This window comes from Pseudomonas sp. UBT, assembly GCF_050915955.1.
Lineage (GTDB): Bacteria > Pseudomonadota > Gammaproteobacteria > Pseudomonadales > Pseudomonadaceae > Aquipseudomonas > Aquipseudomonas antarctica_A.
In genome coordinates this window covers 3,764,953-3,779,603 of the sequence record NZ_CP168079.1, presented here as the reverse complement: position 1 = coordinate 3,779,603, position 14,651 = coordinate 3,764,953, and the positions used below count along the sequence as shown (strand labels likewise).

Genomic DNA, 14,651 nt, shown 5'->3' with positions numbered 1-14,651 from the left:
AAAGCTTATACTTGGCCCCGAAGGGGCCTGCCTGAAGTCACCTGAGGTCTGAAGGTGAGGGTTATCATAGTGAATGTGACATGCCGAAAGCCTATGCGGCAGTTTACCTATGGGTCGACTTAAAACGGAGGTTAGCTGTATCCAGCGCAGAATCTGGGTTGTAGCGATTTTCGTGCAACGTAACGCATTCGTAACGCACCAAAAAAACGGTGCATTTGAACCCTAATGCGCCCGGTCGGTTGAGTCAGGCCCTGGATCGACGGTTACCTTGATGTGCTCTTAGGGTTTTCAGCCTTTCCCCAGCGCACGGCTGAAACTCGACTCCAATTCCCAGCGTCGTTGGGCCTCCGCCATCGTGCAGTTTTCATGGTCCGGAGATACTTCAATGCTTCTTCGAACGAGCTGAAGCGAAGTTCGGAGTATTTGTCGCCCACCCGGTATGACCCATCCCTTGGGCTCGCAAGTCCTCGATGAAAGCAGGAACCGTCAAAAGCAAAGGGCACCTCCTCTGCGGCTTCGTATGGAGCCACTAGCGCAACGATCTCGAAAAACGCAGCCGGATCTATACCCAGAGCATCTGCAAGCCCCTCAATCGCGTCCAGCGATGGATTTGCCATGCCTCTTTCTATCCGGCTGACATAACTGCGAGCGACTGCTGCATGGTCTGCGAACGCTTCCTGGCTGAATCCGCTCGCGAGCCGAAGCTGTCTGAATCTCTGGCCGAATCGTTGACGTAATGAGTTTTCCATACCCAGTATTTGGCTAGTATTGGACACTCAGAGGCCACGCTCTATTCGTGACATTTCAAACCCGTCAAGGAGGTCCACGCATGGCTAGATCAAATCAGCTTCATCGATTGAAAGGAGTTCAAAAGGTCTGTGCGGTAGTGTTTTTTGGAATTGCATCGGTTGCAAATGCAGGGGCTGGAGCAGAGAGAATTCCGGTCCCTGAATCGAGAGCTGAGCAGACGAAGCGCGCCGTCAAAGCCATTTTGAAAGATCCTGAAAGCGCTCAGTTTCGCAATCTATACACGAAGAGTTGGACCGGTAAGCCGAGCCCCAAGGACCCTGTGTGCGGGGAAGTTAACGCGAAGAATAGCTACGGGGGATACATTGGCTTTACCCGTTTTTATCAGACCGATCCCAATAGCCCTGCGGTCTTATGGGCAACCGAGGATTGGATGAATTCGTCATTTGGTTTCATTTGCGACTTACACCCTTAGTCGCGCAGGGCCCCTGTCGCCGCTCTGAAAGCTCATAGGTTTGCTCCAGAGCTAACGCTGGCTCCCTGTTGCTGGGGAACATTGCTCAAGCTCGATCCTGGGCGACGCCCAGCTGTCCTCTCTGCTTTCGCCCGAACCAGGCCCCCCAGTCACATTGGAAGAGGTTGAGCTGCTGTAGGCACATGATGTTGAGGCATTTCGCCTACATCATCATGCGCTAACAGCGCTCCTGTCCGGGCTCACTAAGCGGCTGCATTGAGTCCGCAGACGCTTCTGTTTTAACGATATCTATGGCTTCTTCGTTAGCGAAGGTGTCGGCTTCGCTTTTCTCCTCAGTCCGTCCTTAACCGCAGCGAGTCCATCGGTAACGACAAATGGTGTGATCGGAGGAAGCTTGAAGTCCAGTTGCTTCACGTAATCCAGTAGTCTTTCAGCATCAGTATCTTTTCGATACCGAACGGCTGCAACTGAATCGCCTCTGCTATGACCCGCTAACTGGGCTTGAATGTCGGGTGGAACCTCTAGTTCATTCAATGCAGTGATGAACGTGTGCCTGAACGAGTGAAAAGTGCGTTTGCCGTCTCTCGGAATAGCGAGCTGCTTGCCTAGAAAACGCTCATTGAACCAGCTCCCAGCTGGTTTACCGTAACCCTTTACTTCATCACGCTTGAGCTCGGGGAAGAGTCGAGAATAACCTGCTTTTGAGAGAGCTTTAATATAGATCGGAAGACCCAGCTCGATGAGATGAGGGTGCATCGCGACGATACGCTGCGAGTTGACAGTCTTTAATGATTTGTCTGGTTCATCCGCATCCAGCTTGTCTGGACCATCGAGGTTGAAGTCCAGGTAATACACCCCGGTCGCCGTCACCTTGAGGTCGGCGATGTAGAGCTGTGAGAGCTCGTTCAGCCTTGCGCCGGTGTAGATTCCCAGCAACGGCAACCAGTAAAAGTGTGGCCGGAAACTATGGAAGCGTCCCTGTTTGTTGCGTTCACCTGTGCCGGTTGAGAACCAATGAGCGGAAAAGATTTTATGAAGATCCGTCTTGTCAAACTGGGAGCGGTCGTCCTGAGCTCGGGTGATCTTTTTCTGTTTCTCGATAGCTCCCTTTGCAGGATTGTGGGTGAGAATCATGTTGTCGACCGCCCATGCGAACATGCTTGAAAGTGTGTCCCCGTAGCGTTCAACACTCGCAGATGAAAGACGCATCTCTCCATTCTCATCGGCTAGGGCGAGCAGTCGATTCAAGTCATCAGTTCCGTGTCGGCGTGCGGCGTCATACTTGTTCGCAGGCATTTTCCGTAGCTTGGCTTCGTAGTCCCAGATTAGTTGCCGATCTAAGGCGCCCAGTGGAGGGTCGTTCATCAACTCGACAAATGCGCGGCATTGCGTTGCCATTCTCTTTCGCTGATCGGACTTCCAGGTCGTCTGTTTTTTTGTCAGGAACTGTTCCACCAATGAAGAAACGAGCTGTTTTGCGCGATCCGGTCTACAGCACTCGCAAGGCAGCGCTGGGGAGGCCGTTGGGGCTGAAATAAATGCCGTGGGTGCTGACGTGGCAGCTAGCAATACAGGTTTGCCTTCCAAGGCTTTTACCCAAGGAGCCCTGATTCTTTCGGCTTGAACCTTCGTAATGAAGACAGAGCTCGTAGTAAGCCGGATGCCAGGTAAGGCGCAGAATGCCGCTGCTAGAGTATTTGTTTTGAAGCGAAATGCGGTTTCGTCGGAATAACCGTATTCGATGATATTTGAAACTGTGTGGGAGCGATGGAATGGTTTGAGATAACCCGTGAACGTTCGTAGGGTTCCTTCCTGAAAGGCGCTATTCAAGACGAATCCGTCGGTGTCTATTTCACGATCTAGAGTGGTGTAATCGTCAACCCAGTAGATTGGTTGGGCGTTCAGCCTGCATGCGACAAAAATATTGTTGTTTAGAATCTCTTGAAGCACCAGCTCGGCTGCAACCTCGAAGGTCTCACAGAAATCTTGAATGCTGATGAACCCGACTCCCGCCAGTAGCGGACTACCTTCTAATACTTTCGTCTCGTTCACTTGATTCAGCTCACTTATGCATGAATGCCATCGCGCCATTAGGTGCAATGCTACAGCCTTCGCCGCGCTGAGATCAGTGGTTCGGGTAGATGCGTGAATTTCTCTCTGACCCAATTGAACGCGATAGCGATCCGGGACGGTAATCCGAAGGACGTAGATTCCGCTCGAACGGCGGTAAAGATTGTTTCGTTGCGTCACGTTGTAGGAGCCCTTTGTAGGAGGACTACGTGACTATCTCGTTTTCTACACACTAGATTTCTAGGAAATCAATGAGTTAGAAGAGAAGTGGAGCGGGTAGAGGGAATCGAACCCTCAACTAAAGCTTGGGAAGCTTTCGTTTTGCCACTAAACTATACCCGCTCAGAGCGGCTGACTTTGTACCAGATGTTCGCCGGGATTTGAAGTTTTTCTTCGAAAAATGTGTGGGTTGCGTTCATCCAGCCAGTCGACGAACGGACCTCATGCTCGCGCAAGCTTGCGTGGGAGCGGGCTTGCCTGCGATGGCGTCACCTGAGTGCAACCGATACACCGAGGCGCTTGCATCGCGGGCAAGCCCGGCTCCCACATAAGCGGTTCAGATCGCAAAGGCATGCTGCGTCTGCCCTGGGTGATAGCGCAATCGGCTAACCTGCCGCTCCGGTTTCAAAAAGCCCACCACGGCCTCTCGGCTATCCCGGCATGCCGCTTTGTGTTCCATGTCCAGAAAATGCCCGGTCGCCTGGATGGTGCTGAAGCTGCTGTTGGCCACATGCAGGCCAAACAACTTGGCGTCCTGTGCGCTGGTGTATTCGTCCCATTCGCCATTCAAAAACAGCACTGGAATGTCGATCTGCCGGGCCGCCTTGAGGTAGCACAGCCGATCGCTGTTGAGTACGTGGCTGATGTGGAAGTGCATCTGCCCATATTCGTGCTCGGCCAGGCTACTGACGTGTTTGTAGTTAAAGCGTTTGAACAGCGACGGCAGGTGTTTGCCTATGGTGCTGTTGACCAGGTGGCCGACGCGGTCGCGGTCGAGGTTGCCGAGGTAGTCGACGCCGCGTTCAAGGTAGTCGCGCATGGGCGCGTTGATCACTGGGGAGAACGAGCTGATCACCGCCTTTTCCACGCGCCGCGGCCGGTGGGCGAGGGCAACCAGGGTGGCCGCGCCGCCCCAGGAAAACGACAGCACGTGTTCAGCGGCGAAGTGGTCGATGAGTTCCAGCAGCAGCTGGCCTTCGATTTCCTTCGTCAGCATCTTCTCATGGCGATTATGGATTTTGGAGCGGCCGGCGTAGGGCTGGTCGTACAAAACCACGTTGAATTGCGGGTACAGGCTTTTCACGGTTTGGGCGAAGGACGCCGTGGTGGCCATGGAGCCGTTGACCAGGATAATGGTCTTGGCAGCTGCGTCCGCGCGATAGAACTCCGTGTAAACCCGATACTGACCCTGTATATCCAGCACAGCGATTTCTGGCCTCATGTCGTAAGACTCCTGGCAAGCGGGTAGTGCGCGCAGATCACTCTGCACGAGCTTTGTGACAGGTAGGCATACGCCTGGAAGAGGAGGGCCCATGTCGGTCCGATGGCGGCTGGCCGAGAGGTGTTGTTATGGCGGGCTGTTTGCCTGGGAAGCCCGTAGATCAAGCGCGGGCGGGGCAAGGTGTTTCTTGGAGGTTATAGGCGACTCGCCAGTCATAATTTGGCTGACGTCTTGATTCAAGCAGCACAGCCGCCGCCTCGCAAGGCAATAGGCTGGTTTTTTGCCATCACCGGCCGAACGGTCGTCAGACTTGGGCGATTTCGTCGTCACTCAGCGCCCGATATTCACCCGCTGCAAGGGATGTATCCAGCTCCAAAGGCCCCATTCGCTCACGGTGCAAGCCGATCACCTTGTTATCAAAATGCCCGAACATACGCTTCACCTGATGATAGCGGCCTTCGATGATGCTCAGCCGCGCTGTCCTTGGCCCTAGCAGTTCCAGCTCGGCGGGTTGGGTGGTGAGGTCTTCAAACGCGAAATACAGACCCGCAGCAAACGTCACCGCGTACTCCGGGCCGATGGCCTGCTCGGTTTGTACGAGGTAAACCTTGGGCAATTTGGTCTGCGGCTGGGTCAGGCGCCGTGACCACTGGCCGTCGTTGGTGATCAGCATCAGCCCGGTGGTGTTGAAATCCAGGCGGCCGGCAATATGCAGTTCGCCCTTGTCGGGTTCATCCAGCAAGTCGAGGACCGTGGCGTGTTGCGGGTCCGAGGTGGCGCTGACGCAGCCTTGAGGTTTGTGCAGCATGAAATAACGTGCCGGTTTGCCGGCCTGCACAACCTCATCGTCAACGCACACGCGGCTGAATTCGCGCACGTCATGGTGCGGATCGCTGACGGCCACACCATCGACCGTCACCCGTCGCTCAACCAGCAGCAAGCGCACTTGCTGGCGATTGAAACGCGGCAAATTGCTGAGGAAACGATCAACGCGCATTACGCTGAACCCGCCTCACGCAGTTGCGCCTCCACCTGCGCGCAACGCGGGCACAGGCAAGCGGTGTTGCGCAGTTCATCGGGCAGGGCTTCGAGTACCGCCGGGTCAATGGCGACGCTGTAGCACCAGCAGGCCTGGTCGGCGGTGCGCGGGTCGGCCAGGGCGCAGTCGTTGCGGGCACCACAGGCGGGGCAGAGGTTTGGCGTGGTCATCGGTCGGTTCAGGCTGTATCGGGCAGGGCTATGCAGTTCCCCGCACGATACAGCGCCGCCGCGCTATTGCAAGCTGTGCAGGTAGCCACGCCAGCCGCCGAAGTGGCTGATATCCAGGGCACCCGTCAAACCGTAGGGCTCGCAGATGAACCCACTTTCCCAGCGCCCGTCCGCCAGTTGCACCTTGCCGATGCCCAAGGGCGCGGGGATGCCGGTCAGGAAAGACCCGAGTTCGCCGCTCGGCAGCTCCCACACTTCCACCTCGATGGCCACGCCGCCCTCGCTCACCCGCAGCATGCCGGGGCGATAAGGTGGCCCGCCGGCCAGGGCGAACAATTGATAGTCCGCTGAGCTGTGGGTGCGCTCCAGCAAGCGGGCGCCCCGGCGTAATAATTGCGGGTTAAGCGCCAGCCCTTGCAGGTGCGCGCCGCACACCACCAGCCGCGTGACGTCGTGGCTGGCGCTGCTTGCCGGTGCGTCCAGCGACGCATCCTGCTGGCGTTGCAACGCATCGGCTACACCCAGCAGGTATTGATCGGTAAACGCCCGACCAAACAGCGTCACGCCCCAGGGCAAACCGTTTTCCATCAAGCCGCTGGGCACGGCGACGGCCGCGTAGTCGAGCAAGTTCATAAAGTTGGTGTAGTAGCCCAGTTCGGCATTGCGCAGCACGGGTTCGGCACGCAGTTCTTCCAGCGTGACCGGGCGACCGATGGTCGGCGTCAGCACGCAATCGAGTGCTTTCAGCAAGAGGTCACATTGCGCTTTCAAGCTTTGCAGACGGTACTGAGCGCGGAAGGTGTCGACGCCGCTCACCGCTGGCGCCTTGGCCAACACGGCACGAATCACCGGCAGCACCGCTTCTGGAACACGCGCCATTAATTCACCCGCGACGCTGTAGCGCTCGGCCACCCACGGCCCTTCGTAGAGCAGGCGTGCGGCTTCGAGGAAGGGCGACAGGTCCAGCGTGACGGGCTCGCCGCCGAGGGCAATCAAGCGCGCAATGGCCTGCTGGAACAGCTGTGGGCCTTGCTCGCAGCCGAAGAATTCCAGGTCCTGCTCGCGGGGTACGCCAAAGCGAAACGGCTTCGGCGTTCCGAACGCCGAGGCATCATTCCAGGCCGGGTTCTGGCGGCTGTAAGCGTCCAGCGGGTCCAGCCTGGCGGTCAACGCCAGCAACTGGCTGGCTTCACGCGCGGTGCGGGTAAAGGTGGTGACGCAATCCAGCGTACGGCACGCCGGTACCACGCCCGCCGTGGAAATCAGCCCTTTACTCGCCTTGAGCCCCACCAGGTTATTCAGCGCCGCAGGCACCCGCCCGGAACCGGCGGTGTCGGTGCCCAGGGCAAAACTCGCCACGCCCAGGGCGACGGCCAGCGACGACCCCGCGCTGGAGCCGCCCGATGGATACTCCGGCAACACACTGTTGGGGCAGGCGCCATAGGGCGAGCGGGTGCCATTGAGCCCGGTGGCGAATTGATCCAGGTTGGTCTTGCCCAGCGGCACCGCGCCCAGGGCGATCAGTTGCTCGACAATCGTCGCGCTGCGCGTCGGCACATAGGCAAAGGCCGGGCACGCCGCTGTGGTGGGAATGCCCGCCAGGTCGATGTTGTCCTTGATCGCAAACGGCACGCCGAACAGCGGCAGTTCGGACGGTTCGCGAGCGTCCAGTGCCGCCAGGTACGGCTCCAGTTCCGCCACGCTGAGCAGGTGGATAAACAGGTGATAGTCGGGGTTCAACTGCGCAGCTTTTTCGCGCAATTGCAGCACCAGATCGCGGGGTGTGGTGTCGCCGCTGAGGTAGGCATTGCGCAGGTTGTCCAGTTGCAGATTCATGGCTTGTCCGCCTGTCGAAAAAGAAAAGTCAGTCACGTTCCAGCACCACCACCCGTTGCCCGGCGCTGATGCCGCTGCCGGGTTGCACCGGAATCTCGCGCACGGTACCGGCGAAGGGTGCCACTACCGGGATTTCCATCTTCATGGACTCAAGAACCACCAGCACATCGCCGGCCGACACTTGATCACCCGTCGCCACCTGGACTTGCCAGAGGTTGCCGGCGAGAGGGCTGTCGACGCTGACTTCGTTGGCCTGTAGAGGCGCGTCTGCGCCGATTGGCGCGGCCAGTTCTTCACTGTCGTAATGCGCCTGGCCGCTGGCGATCCAGCGTTCGCGCTCGGCATTAAAAGCGTGCTGCTGGTGCGCGCGAAATGCGTCGATACTTGAGGCCTCCCGCGCGAGAAAATCCTGGTAATCCGCCAGGTTCAACTGGCTGTGCTCGATGCCCAGCTCAAAGCGCCCCAGAGGGAAATCGCGACGAATTTGCACTAACTCATCGCTGCTCACCGGGTAGAACCGTATCTGGTCAAAGAACCGCAACAACCACGGCTTGCCGTCAAACGCTGCAACTTCCCGGTAGCGGTTCCACATCTGCAACGTGCGCCCGACAAACTGATAGCCGCCCGGGCCCTCCATGCCATACACGCACAGGTAAGCGCCGCCGATGCCCACCGAGTTTTCGGCGGTCCAGGTGCGGGCCGGGTTGTATTTGGTGGTCACCAGGCGGTGGCGCGGGTCCAGCGGGGTCGCCACCGGCGCGCCGAGGTAGACGTCGCCCAGCCCCATCACCAGGTAGCTGGCGTCGAACACGGTGTGGCGTACTTCATCTAGGTTGGCCAGGTCGTTGATGCGCCGGATGAACTCCAGGTTGCTCGGGCACCACGGCGCGTCCTTGCGCACGGTGGTCATGTATTTTTCGATCGCCAGCTGGCACGCCGGGTCGTCCCACGACAGTGGCAAATGCACGATGCGCGAGGGCACTTGCAGGTTCGGCGTGGCGCACACGGCGGCCCAGTGCGTGGTGATCAGCGGCAGCAGGTCGGCCAGTGGCAGTTGTTCGGGCTGGTAGTGGATTTGCAGGGAGCGGATGCCCGGCGTCAGGTCGATCACGCCGTGCAGGGCGCGGGCTGCAAGCGCCTGCATCAGGGCGTGGGCGCGAAAGCGCAGTACCAGGTCGAGTTCGGCGGCGCCAATTTCCAGCAGCAGGTGGGTGTCGCCGGCGAGGCGCGCGACGAGGCGGGTGTCGGCTTGGCCGATGTCCAGCACCACAGGCGACTCGAGGTTAAGTGGAGGGTGGCCAGTGTGGGCGCCGGGCTTGCCCGCGATGGCATCACTGGGGTCTGCTTGAAGTACCGAGTGGCTGCTATCGCAGGCAAGCCCGCTCCCACTTTGATCCCATTTCAAGGCGAGATCACGGGCGGTCTGAATGTTCACCGGCTCGAAGCGCAGCTTGTCACCAGCCTTGAGCTGCCCCAGCTGCCAGAGGTCCGCCTCGATCACCGTCACCGGGCACACAAACCCGCCCAGGCTTGGCCCATCCGGTCCGAGGATCACCGGCATGTCGCCAGTAAAATCCACTGCCCCTATCGCGTAGGGATTGTCATGGATGTTCGACGGGTGCAGCCCCGCTTCGCCGCCGTCCGTGCGCGCCCAAACAGGCTTCGGCCCGATCAGCCGCACGCCGGTGCGGCTGGAGTTGAAATGCACTTCCCATTGGGTGGCGAAGAAGGTGTCGATGTACTCGGGCTTGAAGTATTCCGGCGCACCGTGCGGGCCATAAATCACTCGCAGCGTGCGTGTTTGCGCCAAGGGTTCGGCGACCAGGCGTTGCCCCGCGCTTGTGTCCTGCAATGGCAACACGTGCAGCACATCACCCGCGCGCAAAGCCCGCCCGCCATGCCCGCCGAACTGGCCAAGGGTGAAGGTGCTTTTGCTGCCCAGGTAGTCCGGCACTTGCAGCCCGCCACGCACGCACAGGTAACTGCGCGCGCCTGGTCCTGCGAGGCTGCCAAGGCTTAAGACCGCACCGGGCTCAATCAACAGCGCGGTATTCATCGGCACCGCTTGCTCGTTCAGCAACAGTGGAATATCGGCGCCCGTCACTGCCACAACGGCAGCACAATTGAAGCGCACCGTCGGCCCGCTCATGGTGATTTCCAACGCGGCGGCGCCGTCGCTATTGCCCAACAGGCGATTACCCAAGCGCAGCGCACGGCTGTCCATCGGCCCGGACGGCGGCACGCCGACGGCCCAGTACCCGAGGCGCCCCGGGTAGTCCTGCACACTGGTTTGCGTGCCGGCGCTGAGCACCTCAAAGGTGTCGGCGCTGTAGACCAGGCCTTCCAGGCAGCGCGTCCATGGCCGACCGCTGGCGAAGGGCGTGGCCAGCAAAATCTGGCGCAGGTAGTCGCGGTTGGTTTCCACGCCGTAGAGCTGGCTGTCGCTCAAGGCCTGATGCAAATCCAGGCGCGCCTGTTCGCGGGTCGGCGCCCATGTAATGAGCTTGGCGATCATCGGATCGAAGTACGCTGGAATCTCGCAACCGGCTTCTACCCAGGTATCGATCCGCAACCCCTCGGTAGCCGGGAAGTCCACGCGGGTCAACAGGCCAGGGCTCGGCTGGAAATCCTTGCCCGGGTCTTCCGCATACAGTCGCGCTTGAATGGCATGGCCACGGGGGTGCAGCGCAAGCCCACTCAATGGCGGTAATTCACCCGCCGCCAGTTGCACCATCCAGCGCACCAGGTCTACGCCCCACACTTGCTCGGTGACGCCGTGTTCCACCTGCAGGCGCGTGTTCACTTCTAGGAAATAGAAGTGGCCATCGGCGCTGTCAAAGATAAATTCCACGGTGCCAGCGCTGCGGTAGTTCACGGCTTTGGCCAGGGTGATAGCGGCCGAGCACAAGGCCTCAGCCATGCCTTCGGGCAGGTTCGGTGCGGGGGTTTCTTCGAGGACTTTCTGGTTGCGCCGTTGCACGGAGCAGTCGCGCACGCCGAGGGCGATCACCTCTCCAGTGCCGTCGCCGAACACCTGCACTTCCAGATGGCGAGCGTGCTCGATGTACTTCTCGATGAACACACCGGCGTCGCTGAAATTGTTCTGCCCCAGGCGTTTGACTGCCTCGAAGGCGTCGCTCAACTCGGCTGCGCTGCGACACACGCGCATGCCAATGCCACCACCGCCGGCGGTGCTTTTGAGCATGACTGGATAGCCCACCGTGTCGGCCGCTGACAGCGCTGCATCAAGGCTGTCCAGCAGCTCGGTGCCTTCCAGCAACGGGATCTGGTGTTGCTTGGCCAAGGCCCGCGCGGTGTGCTTGAGACCGAATACGCGCAGTTGTTCAGACGTCGGCCCGACAAACGCGATACCCGCGTTTTCGCAGGCTTCGGCGAAGGCGGCGTTTTCCGAGAGGAAGCCGTAGCCGGGATGAATCGCCCTGGCCCCACAGGCCTTGGCGGTGGCGAGGATTTTTTCCACCGCCAGGTAGGTACTGGCCGCCGCGCCTTCACCGAGGCTATAGGCTTCGTCGGCCTGCTGGATATGCAGGCTGGCCGCATCGGCTTCGGCGTACACGGCGACGCCTTTGACGTGCAGCTCACGCAAGGTGCGCAGGATGCGGCAGGCGATGGCGCCACGGTTGGCGATCAAGAGTTTTTCGAACATGGCAAAACCCTGCGGGCCGTCCCGCCAATTGGGGTACGCGCCAGGGTCGTCCATGGCGCAAATCTCGGGTGGTGAAAGCGGTCAACTGTGGGAGCGGGCTTGCCCGCGATGGCGGTGTGTCTGTCCCCTTATTTATTGGATGATTCACCGCCATCGCAGGCAAGCCAGCTCCCACAGGGAACCTTCAGCGTTTTTGCAGGCACTGCCCGGCGCGGGATTGGCACAGCGTGAACAACCATTTACGCAGGCGCTTGAGTTTCAGTTCCATACCAGTAACTCCGCAGGGGTCGGGTTGTAGGCGTTGCACGGATTGTTCAGTTGCGGGCAGTTGGAAATAAGCACGATCACATCCATTTCCGCGCGCAGGTCGACGTACTTGCCGGGGGCGGAAATACCGTCTTCAAAGGTCAACCCGCCGTCGGCCGTGACCGGCACATTCATGAAGAAATTGATGTTCGGCCCGATGTCGCTTTTACCCAGCCGACCGTCGTGGGCGCAGGCGCGCAGGTAGTTATCGCGGCAGCTGTGCATGTAGCGTTTTTCCAGGGCATAGCGCACGGTATTGCTCTCTTGGGCACAGGCGCCACCGAGGGTGTCGTGGCGCCCGCAGGTGTCGTCGACGAGGGTCAGCATCGGCTGGCCAAGGTTGGAATACAGCACGCTGCCGGTGCCCAGGTACACGCTGTTTTGCCGACGTAACGTGCGCTGCACGTCGTAGCGCTCGCGCGGGTTTTTAAGGCTGTAGAACAACGTGTCGACAGCCTGGTTGCCTTCAAGGTCGAGGATGCGCAAGGTCTGGCCGGCCTTGACCTCCATCAGCCAGGGCTCGCCGGCGGGAATAGTGGCGCGGTACACGGCCGCGTCCGGGTGTTTCAGTGCGATAGACATGGCAGCTCCTCAGGCGAACAGGCGGTCGGTGTTGATAAAGCCGCGCTCGTTTTCCGGGCGCGAGGTGCGGCAGTGTTCGGCGACACTGGGGTCGGCGTTCATCCAGCTGAGTTTCAGCGGCTGTGGGGCGTAGTTCGGGTTGGGGTCCATCGGGTGTTGCAAGGCGGTCAGCACCACCAGCGTGTCCATCGGCGCGTAGAGCTCGATGTAGTCGCCAGCCTTGGAATTGCCCGGCACGAAGTGCAAGCCACCGTCGCTCTCTACGCTGACGCGGCTGAACAGGTTGAGGGTCATCAGCAGGTCGGACAGCCCCAGCCCCCACTTGCCCAATTCCACCAGCAGGTTATCGGTGCCGTTGCGAAAGAAGCCGTTGCGCAGCTCCTGATAGCGGCCCTGGCCGTATTTCTCGGCCACTTCGGACGCACACAACACACCGCCGATGCTGTCACTCCAGCCGCAGGTGTCGGCGGTAATGGCGGCCAGCACGCGGCCCATGTCCGAGTACAGGCAGTGGCCGCTGGTGAGCTTGGCGGTGTGTTGGCACTTGAGGCTGTCGGGCAGGTTCAGGCGCTCAGTTTTTTCGTTGGCGTTGAGCAGGGTCAGGCTGACGTTGGCACCGCCACGAATGTCGGTGAGGCGCAGCAGTTGGCCGCGCTTGAGCACGAAGGAGCGGTGGCCGCCGCCGGGCAGCATCTCTTGCGCGAACGGGGGGAACAGTTGAGTGGAATCGGTCATTTGGAAGTGGCTCCAAGTTCGGCGGCGAGCGCTTTGCGGCGCTCGCTGTTCAAAGGGATGTCGTAGGTGATGCGGGCGCCATAGGCGCCGGGGGCGTGGGGGTCGAGGCGAACCTTGTCGAACACCAGCAAGCGCGTGCCGAGGCTGAAGCCTTCACTCAGGTCGTGGGTGACCATGAACACCGTCAGCCGGGTTTCGCGCCACAGCGCCAGCAGCAACTGGTGCATGTCTTTACGAATGCCCGGGTCGAGGGCGCCGAAGGGTTCGTCCAGCAGCAATACGCGAGGTTTCATGATCAGCGCCTGGGCGATGGCCAGGCGTTGTTGCATGCCGCCGGAGAGCTGCGCCGGGTATTTGTCCAGCGCGTGGCCCAGGCCGACCTTGAGCAGCAGTGCCGCAGCCTGTTCCCGTGCGTGGTGTTTGGCGCTGCCGAACAGCCGCCCCAGCAACGGCGAGCGGGGTAGCTCAAGGCCGAGGGCGACGTTATCCAGTACGGTCAAATGCGGGAACACAGAGTAGCGCTGGAACACCACGCCACGGCTCGCATCCGGCTCGGCGGCGAGCGCCTGGCCATCCAGCAGAATCTGGCCCTTGCTCGCAGTTTCCTGGCCCAGCAGCAGGCGCAGGAAGGTGGATTTACCGCAGCCCGAGGTGCCGACCAGCGTGCAGAACTCACCCTCATCGACCTGCAGGTTGAGCCCTTCAAGTACGACCTGGTCGCCATAGCGCTGCCACACATTGTTGACGCTGATAAAGCTCATGCCCGCGCTCCTTCGTACCAGGGGAACGCACGCCGGGTCAGGGTTTTGAGGCCCCAGTCCATCAGCCAGGCGAGCAGGGTGATCCACACTACGTAAGGCAAAATCACGTCCATCGCCAGGTAGCGGCGCACCAGGAAAATCCGGTAGCCCAAACCGTCGGTGGAAGCGATGGCTTCGGCGGCGATCAGGAACAACCACGCCGAGCCGAGCATCAACCGCAGTGAGATCAGCAGGCGCGGTAGCAATTGCGGGAGCACTACGCGCAGCATCAAAGTCCAGGTGGAGGCGCCGAGGGTCTGCGCCTTGACCAGCAACTCGACGGGAATTTCCCGGGCGCGCTGTTCCAGATCGCGCGCCAGGGCCGGTGTGATGCCGATGACGATCAGCATCACCTTGGACAATTCCCCCAACCCGAACACGATGAACAGAATCGGCAGGATCGCCAGCGGCGGCACCATCGACAGCACCGTGAGCAACGGCGACAACGGCGCGCCAAACAGCGGCAGCGTTCCGGCGGCGATGCCCAGGCACAGGCCGGCGAGGGCACTGATACCCAGGCCGATGGCCAGGCGGCGCAGGCTCGACGCGCTGTCTTGCCACAGCACGTATTCACCGGTGCGGGTGTCGGCGCTGAACGCCAGGCGCTTTATGGCGTCGCCCATTTGTACGGCGCTGGGCAGCAGCTTGTCGTTGGGGTTGTCCGCCAGGCGCTCGGCCGAGCCCAAAAAGTAGGCGAACAGCAGCAGGGCGAACGGCAGCATCACCAACAACAGGCGGCTGGAGCGTTCCGGGTGACGGTTGATCAGGCGCATGGCCGGGTCC

At 60.3% G+C, this 14,651-nt stretch carries 12 protein-coding genes, 1 tRNA gene and 1 pseudogene; 1 reads left to right on the top strand and 13 read right to left on the bottom strand.

The annotated features are described in order from the left end of the window. Window positions 1-263: 263 nt before the first annotated feature. Complete coding sequence (locus ACDZ94_RS17395) at window positions 264-749, bottom strand: helix-turn-helix domain-containing protein (RefSeq protein WP_432750511.1); 486 nt, start codon at window positions 747-749, stop codon at window positions 264-266. An 80-nt stretch (window positions 750-829) separates the two neighbouring features. On the opposite strand from ACDZ94_RS17395, the gene ACDZ94_RS17390 reads away from it, so the two are divergent. Beyond that, window positions 830-1,222: a hypothetical protein gene (locus tag ACDZ94_RS17390; RefSeq protein ID WP_432750510.1), complete on the top strand. Its 393-nt coding sequence runs from the start codon at window positions 830-832 to the stop codon at window positions 1,220-1,222. 288 nt (window positions 1,223-1,510) lie between these two features. On the opposite strand, the gene ACDZ94_RS17385 is transcribed toward ACDZ94_RS17390, so the two are convergent. The 12 genes and pseudogenes from ACDZ94_RS17385 to ACDZ94_RS17330 form a co-directional block, all read right to left on the bottom strand. After that, window positions 1,511-3,274 (bottom strand): site-specific integrase, encoded by a 1,764-nt coding sequence (locus ACDZ94_RS17385; RefSeq protein WP_432751532.1) that lies wholly within the window; start codon window positions 3,272-3,274, stop codon window positions 1,511-1,513. 66 nt (window positions 3,275-3,340) lie between these two features. Then, window positions 3,341-3,472: pseudogene (locus tag ACDZ94_RS17380) on the bottom strand (DUF6538 domain-containing protein); the annotation flags it as partial. Between the two features lie 88 nt (window positions 3,473-3,560). Beyond that, a tRNA-Gly gene (locus tag ACDZ94_RS17375) sits at window positions 3,561-3,634 on the bottom strand. Window positions 3,635-3,848: 214 nt separating this feature from the next. After that, window positions 3,849-4,733 (bottom strand): alpha/beta fold hydrolase, encoded by an 885-nt coding sequence (locus tag ACDZ94_RS17370; protein ID WP_432750509.1) that lies wholly within the window; start codon window positions 4,731-4,733, stop codon window positions 3,849-3,851. Window positions 4,734-5,037: 304 nt separating this feature from the next. Next, window positions 5,038-5,730, bottom strand: a complete 693-nt coding sequence (locus ACDZ94_RS17365) for a pseudouridine synthase (protein WP_432750508.1) — start codon at window positions 5,728-5,730, stop codon at window positions 5,038-5,040. Next, window positions 5,730-5,942, bottom strand: a complete 213-nt coding sequence (locus ACDZ94_RS17360; protein ID WP_064451291.1) for a cysteine-rich CWC family protein — start codon at window positions 5,940-5,942, stop codon at window positions 5,730-5,732. The genes ACDZ94_RS17365 and ACDZ94_RS17360 overlap by 1 nt, the downstream gene beginning before the upstream one ends. Before the next feature lie 63 nt (window positions 5,943-6,005). Beyond that, window positions 6,006-7,778, bottom strand: coding sequence for an allophanate hydrolase (gene atzF, locus ACDZ94_RS17355; protein ID WP_432750507.1), 1,773 nt, complete (start codon window positions 7,776-7,778; stop codon window positions 6,006-6,008). Window positions 7,779-7,806: 28 nt separating this feature from the next. Further along, window positions 7,807-11,445 (bottom strand): urea carboxylase, encoded by a 3,639-nt coding sequence (gene uca / locus ACDZ94_RS17350; protein ID WP_432751515.1) that lies wholly within the window; start codon window positions 11,443-11,445, stop codon window positions 7,807-7,809. 258 nt (window positions 11,446-11,703) lie between these two features. Further along, complete coding sequence (locus ACDZ94_RS17345) at window positions 11,704-12,333, bottom strand: urea amidolyase associated protein UAAP2 (RefSeq protein WP_064451293.1); 630 nt, start codon at window positions 12,331-12,333, stop codon at window positions 11,704-11,706. Window positions 12,334-12,342: 9 nt separating this feature from the next. After that, complete coding sequence (locus ACDZ94_RS17340) at window positions 12,343-13,068, bottom strand: urea amidolyase associated protein UAAP1 (protein ID WP_432750506.1); 726 nt, start codon at window positions 13,066-13,068, stop codon at window positions 12,343-12,345. Beyond that, a complete protein-coding gene (locus ACDZ94_RS17335; RefSeq protein ID WP_064451295.1) occupies window positions 13,065-13,829 on the bottom strand; it encodes an ABC transporter ATP-binding protein in 765 nt (254 codons plus the stop codon). Before ACDZ94_RS17335 ends, ACDZ94_RS17340 begins: the two co-directional genes overlap by 4 nt. Then, window positions 13,826-14,641: an ABC transporter permease gene (locus ACDZ94_RS17330; protein WP_064451296.1), complete on the bottom strand. Its 816-nt coding sequence runs from the start codon at window positions 14,639-14,641 to the stop codon at window positions 13,826-13,828. Before ACDZ94_RS17330 ends, ACDZ94_RS17335 begins: the two co-directional genes overlap by 4 nt. Window positions 14,642-14,651 lie beyond the last annotated feature (10 nt).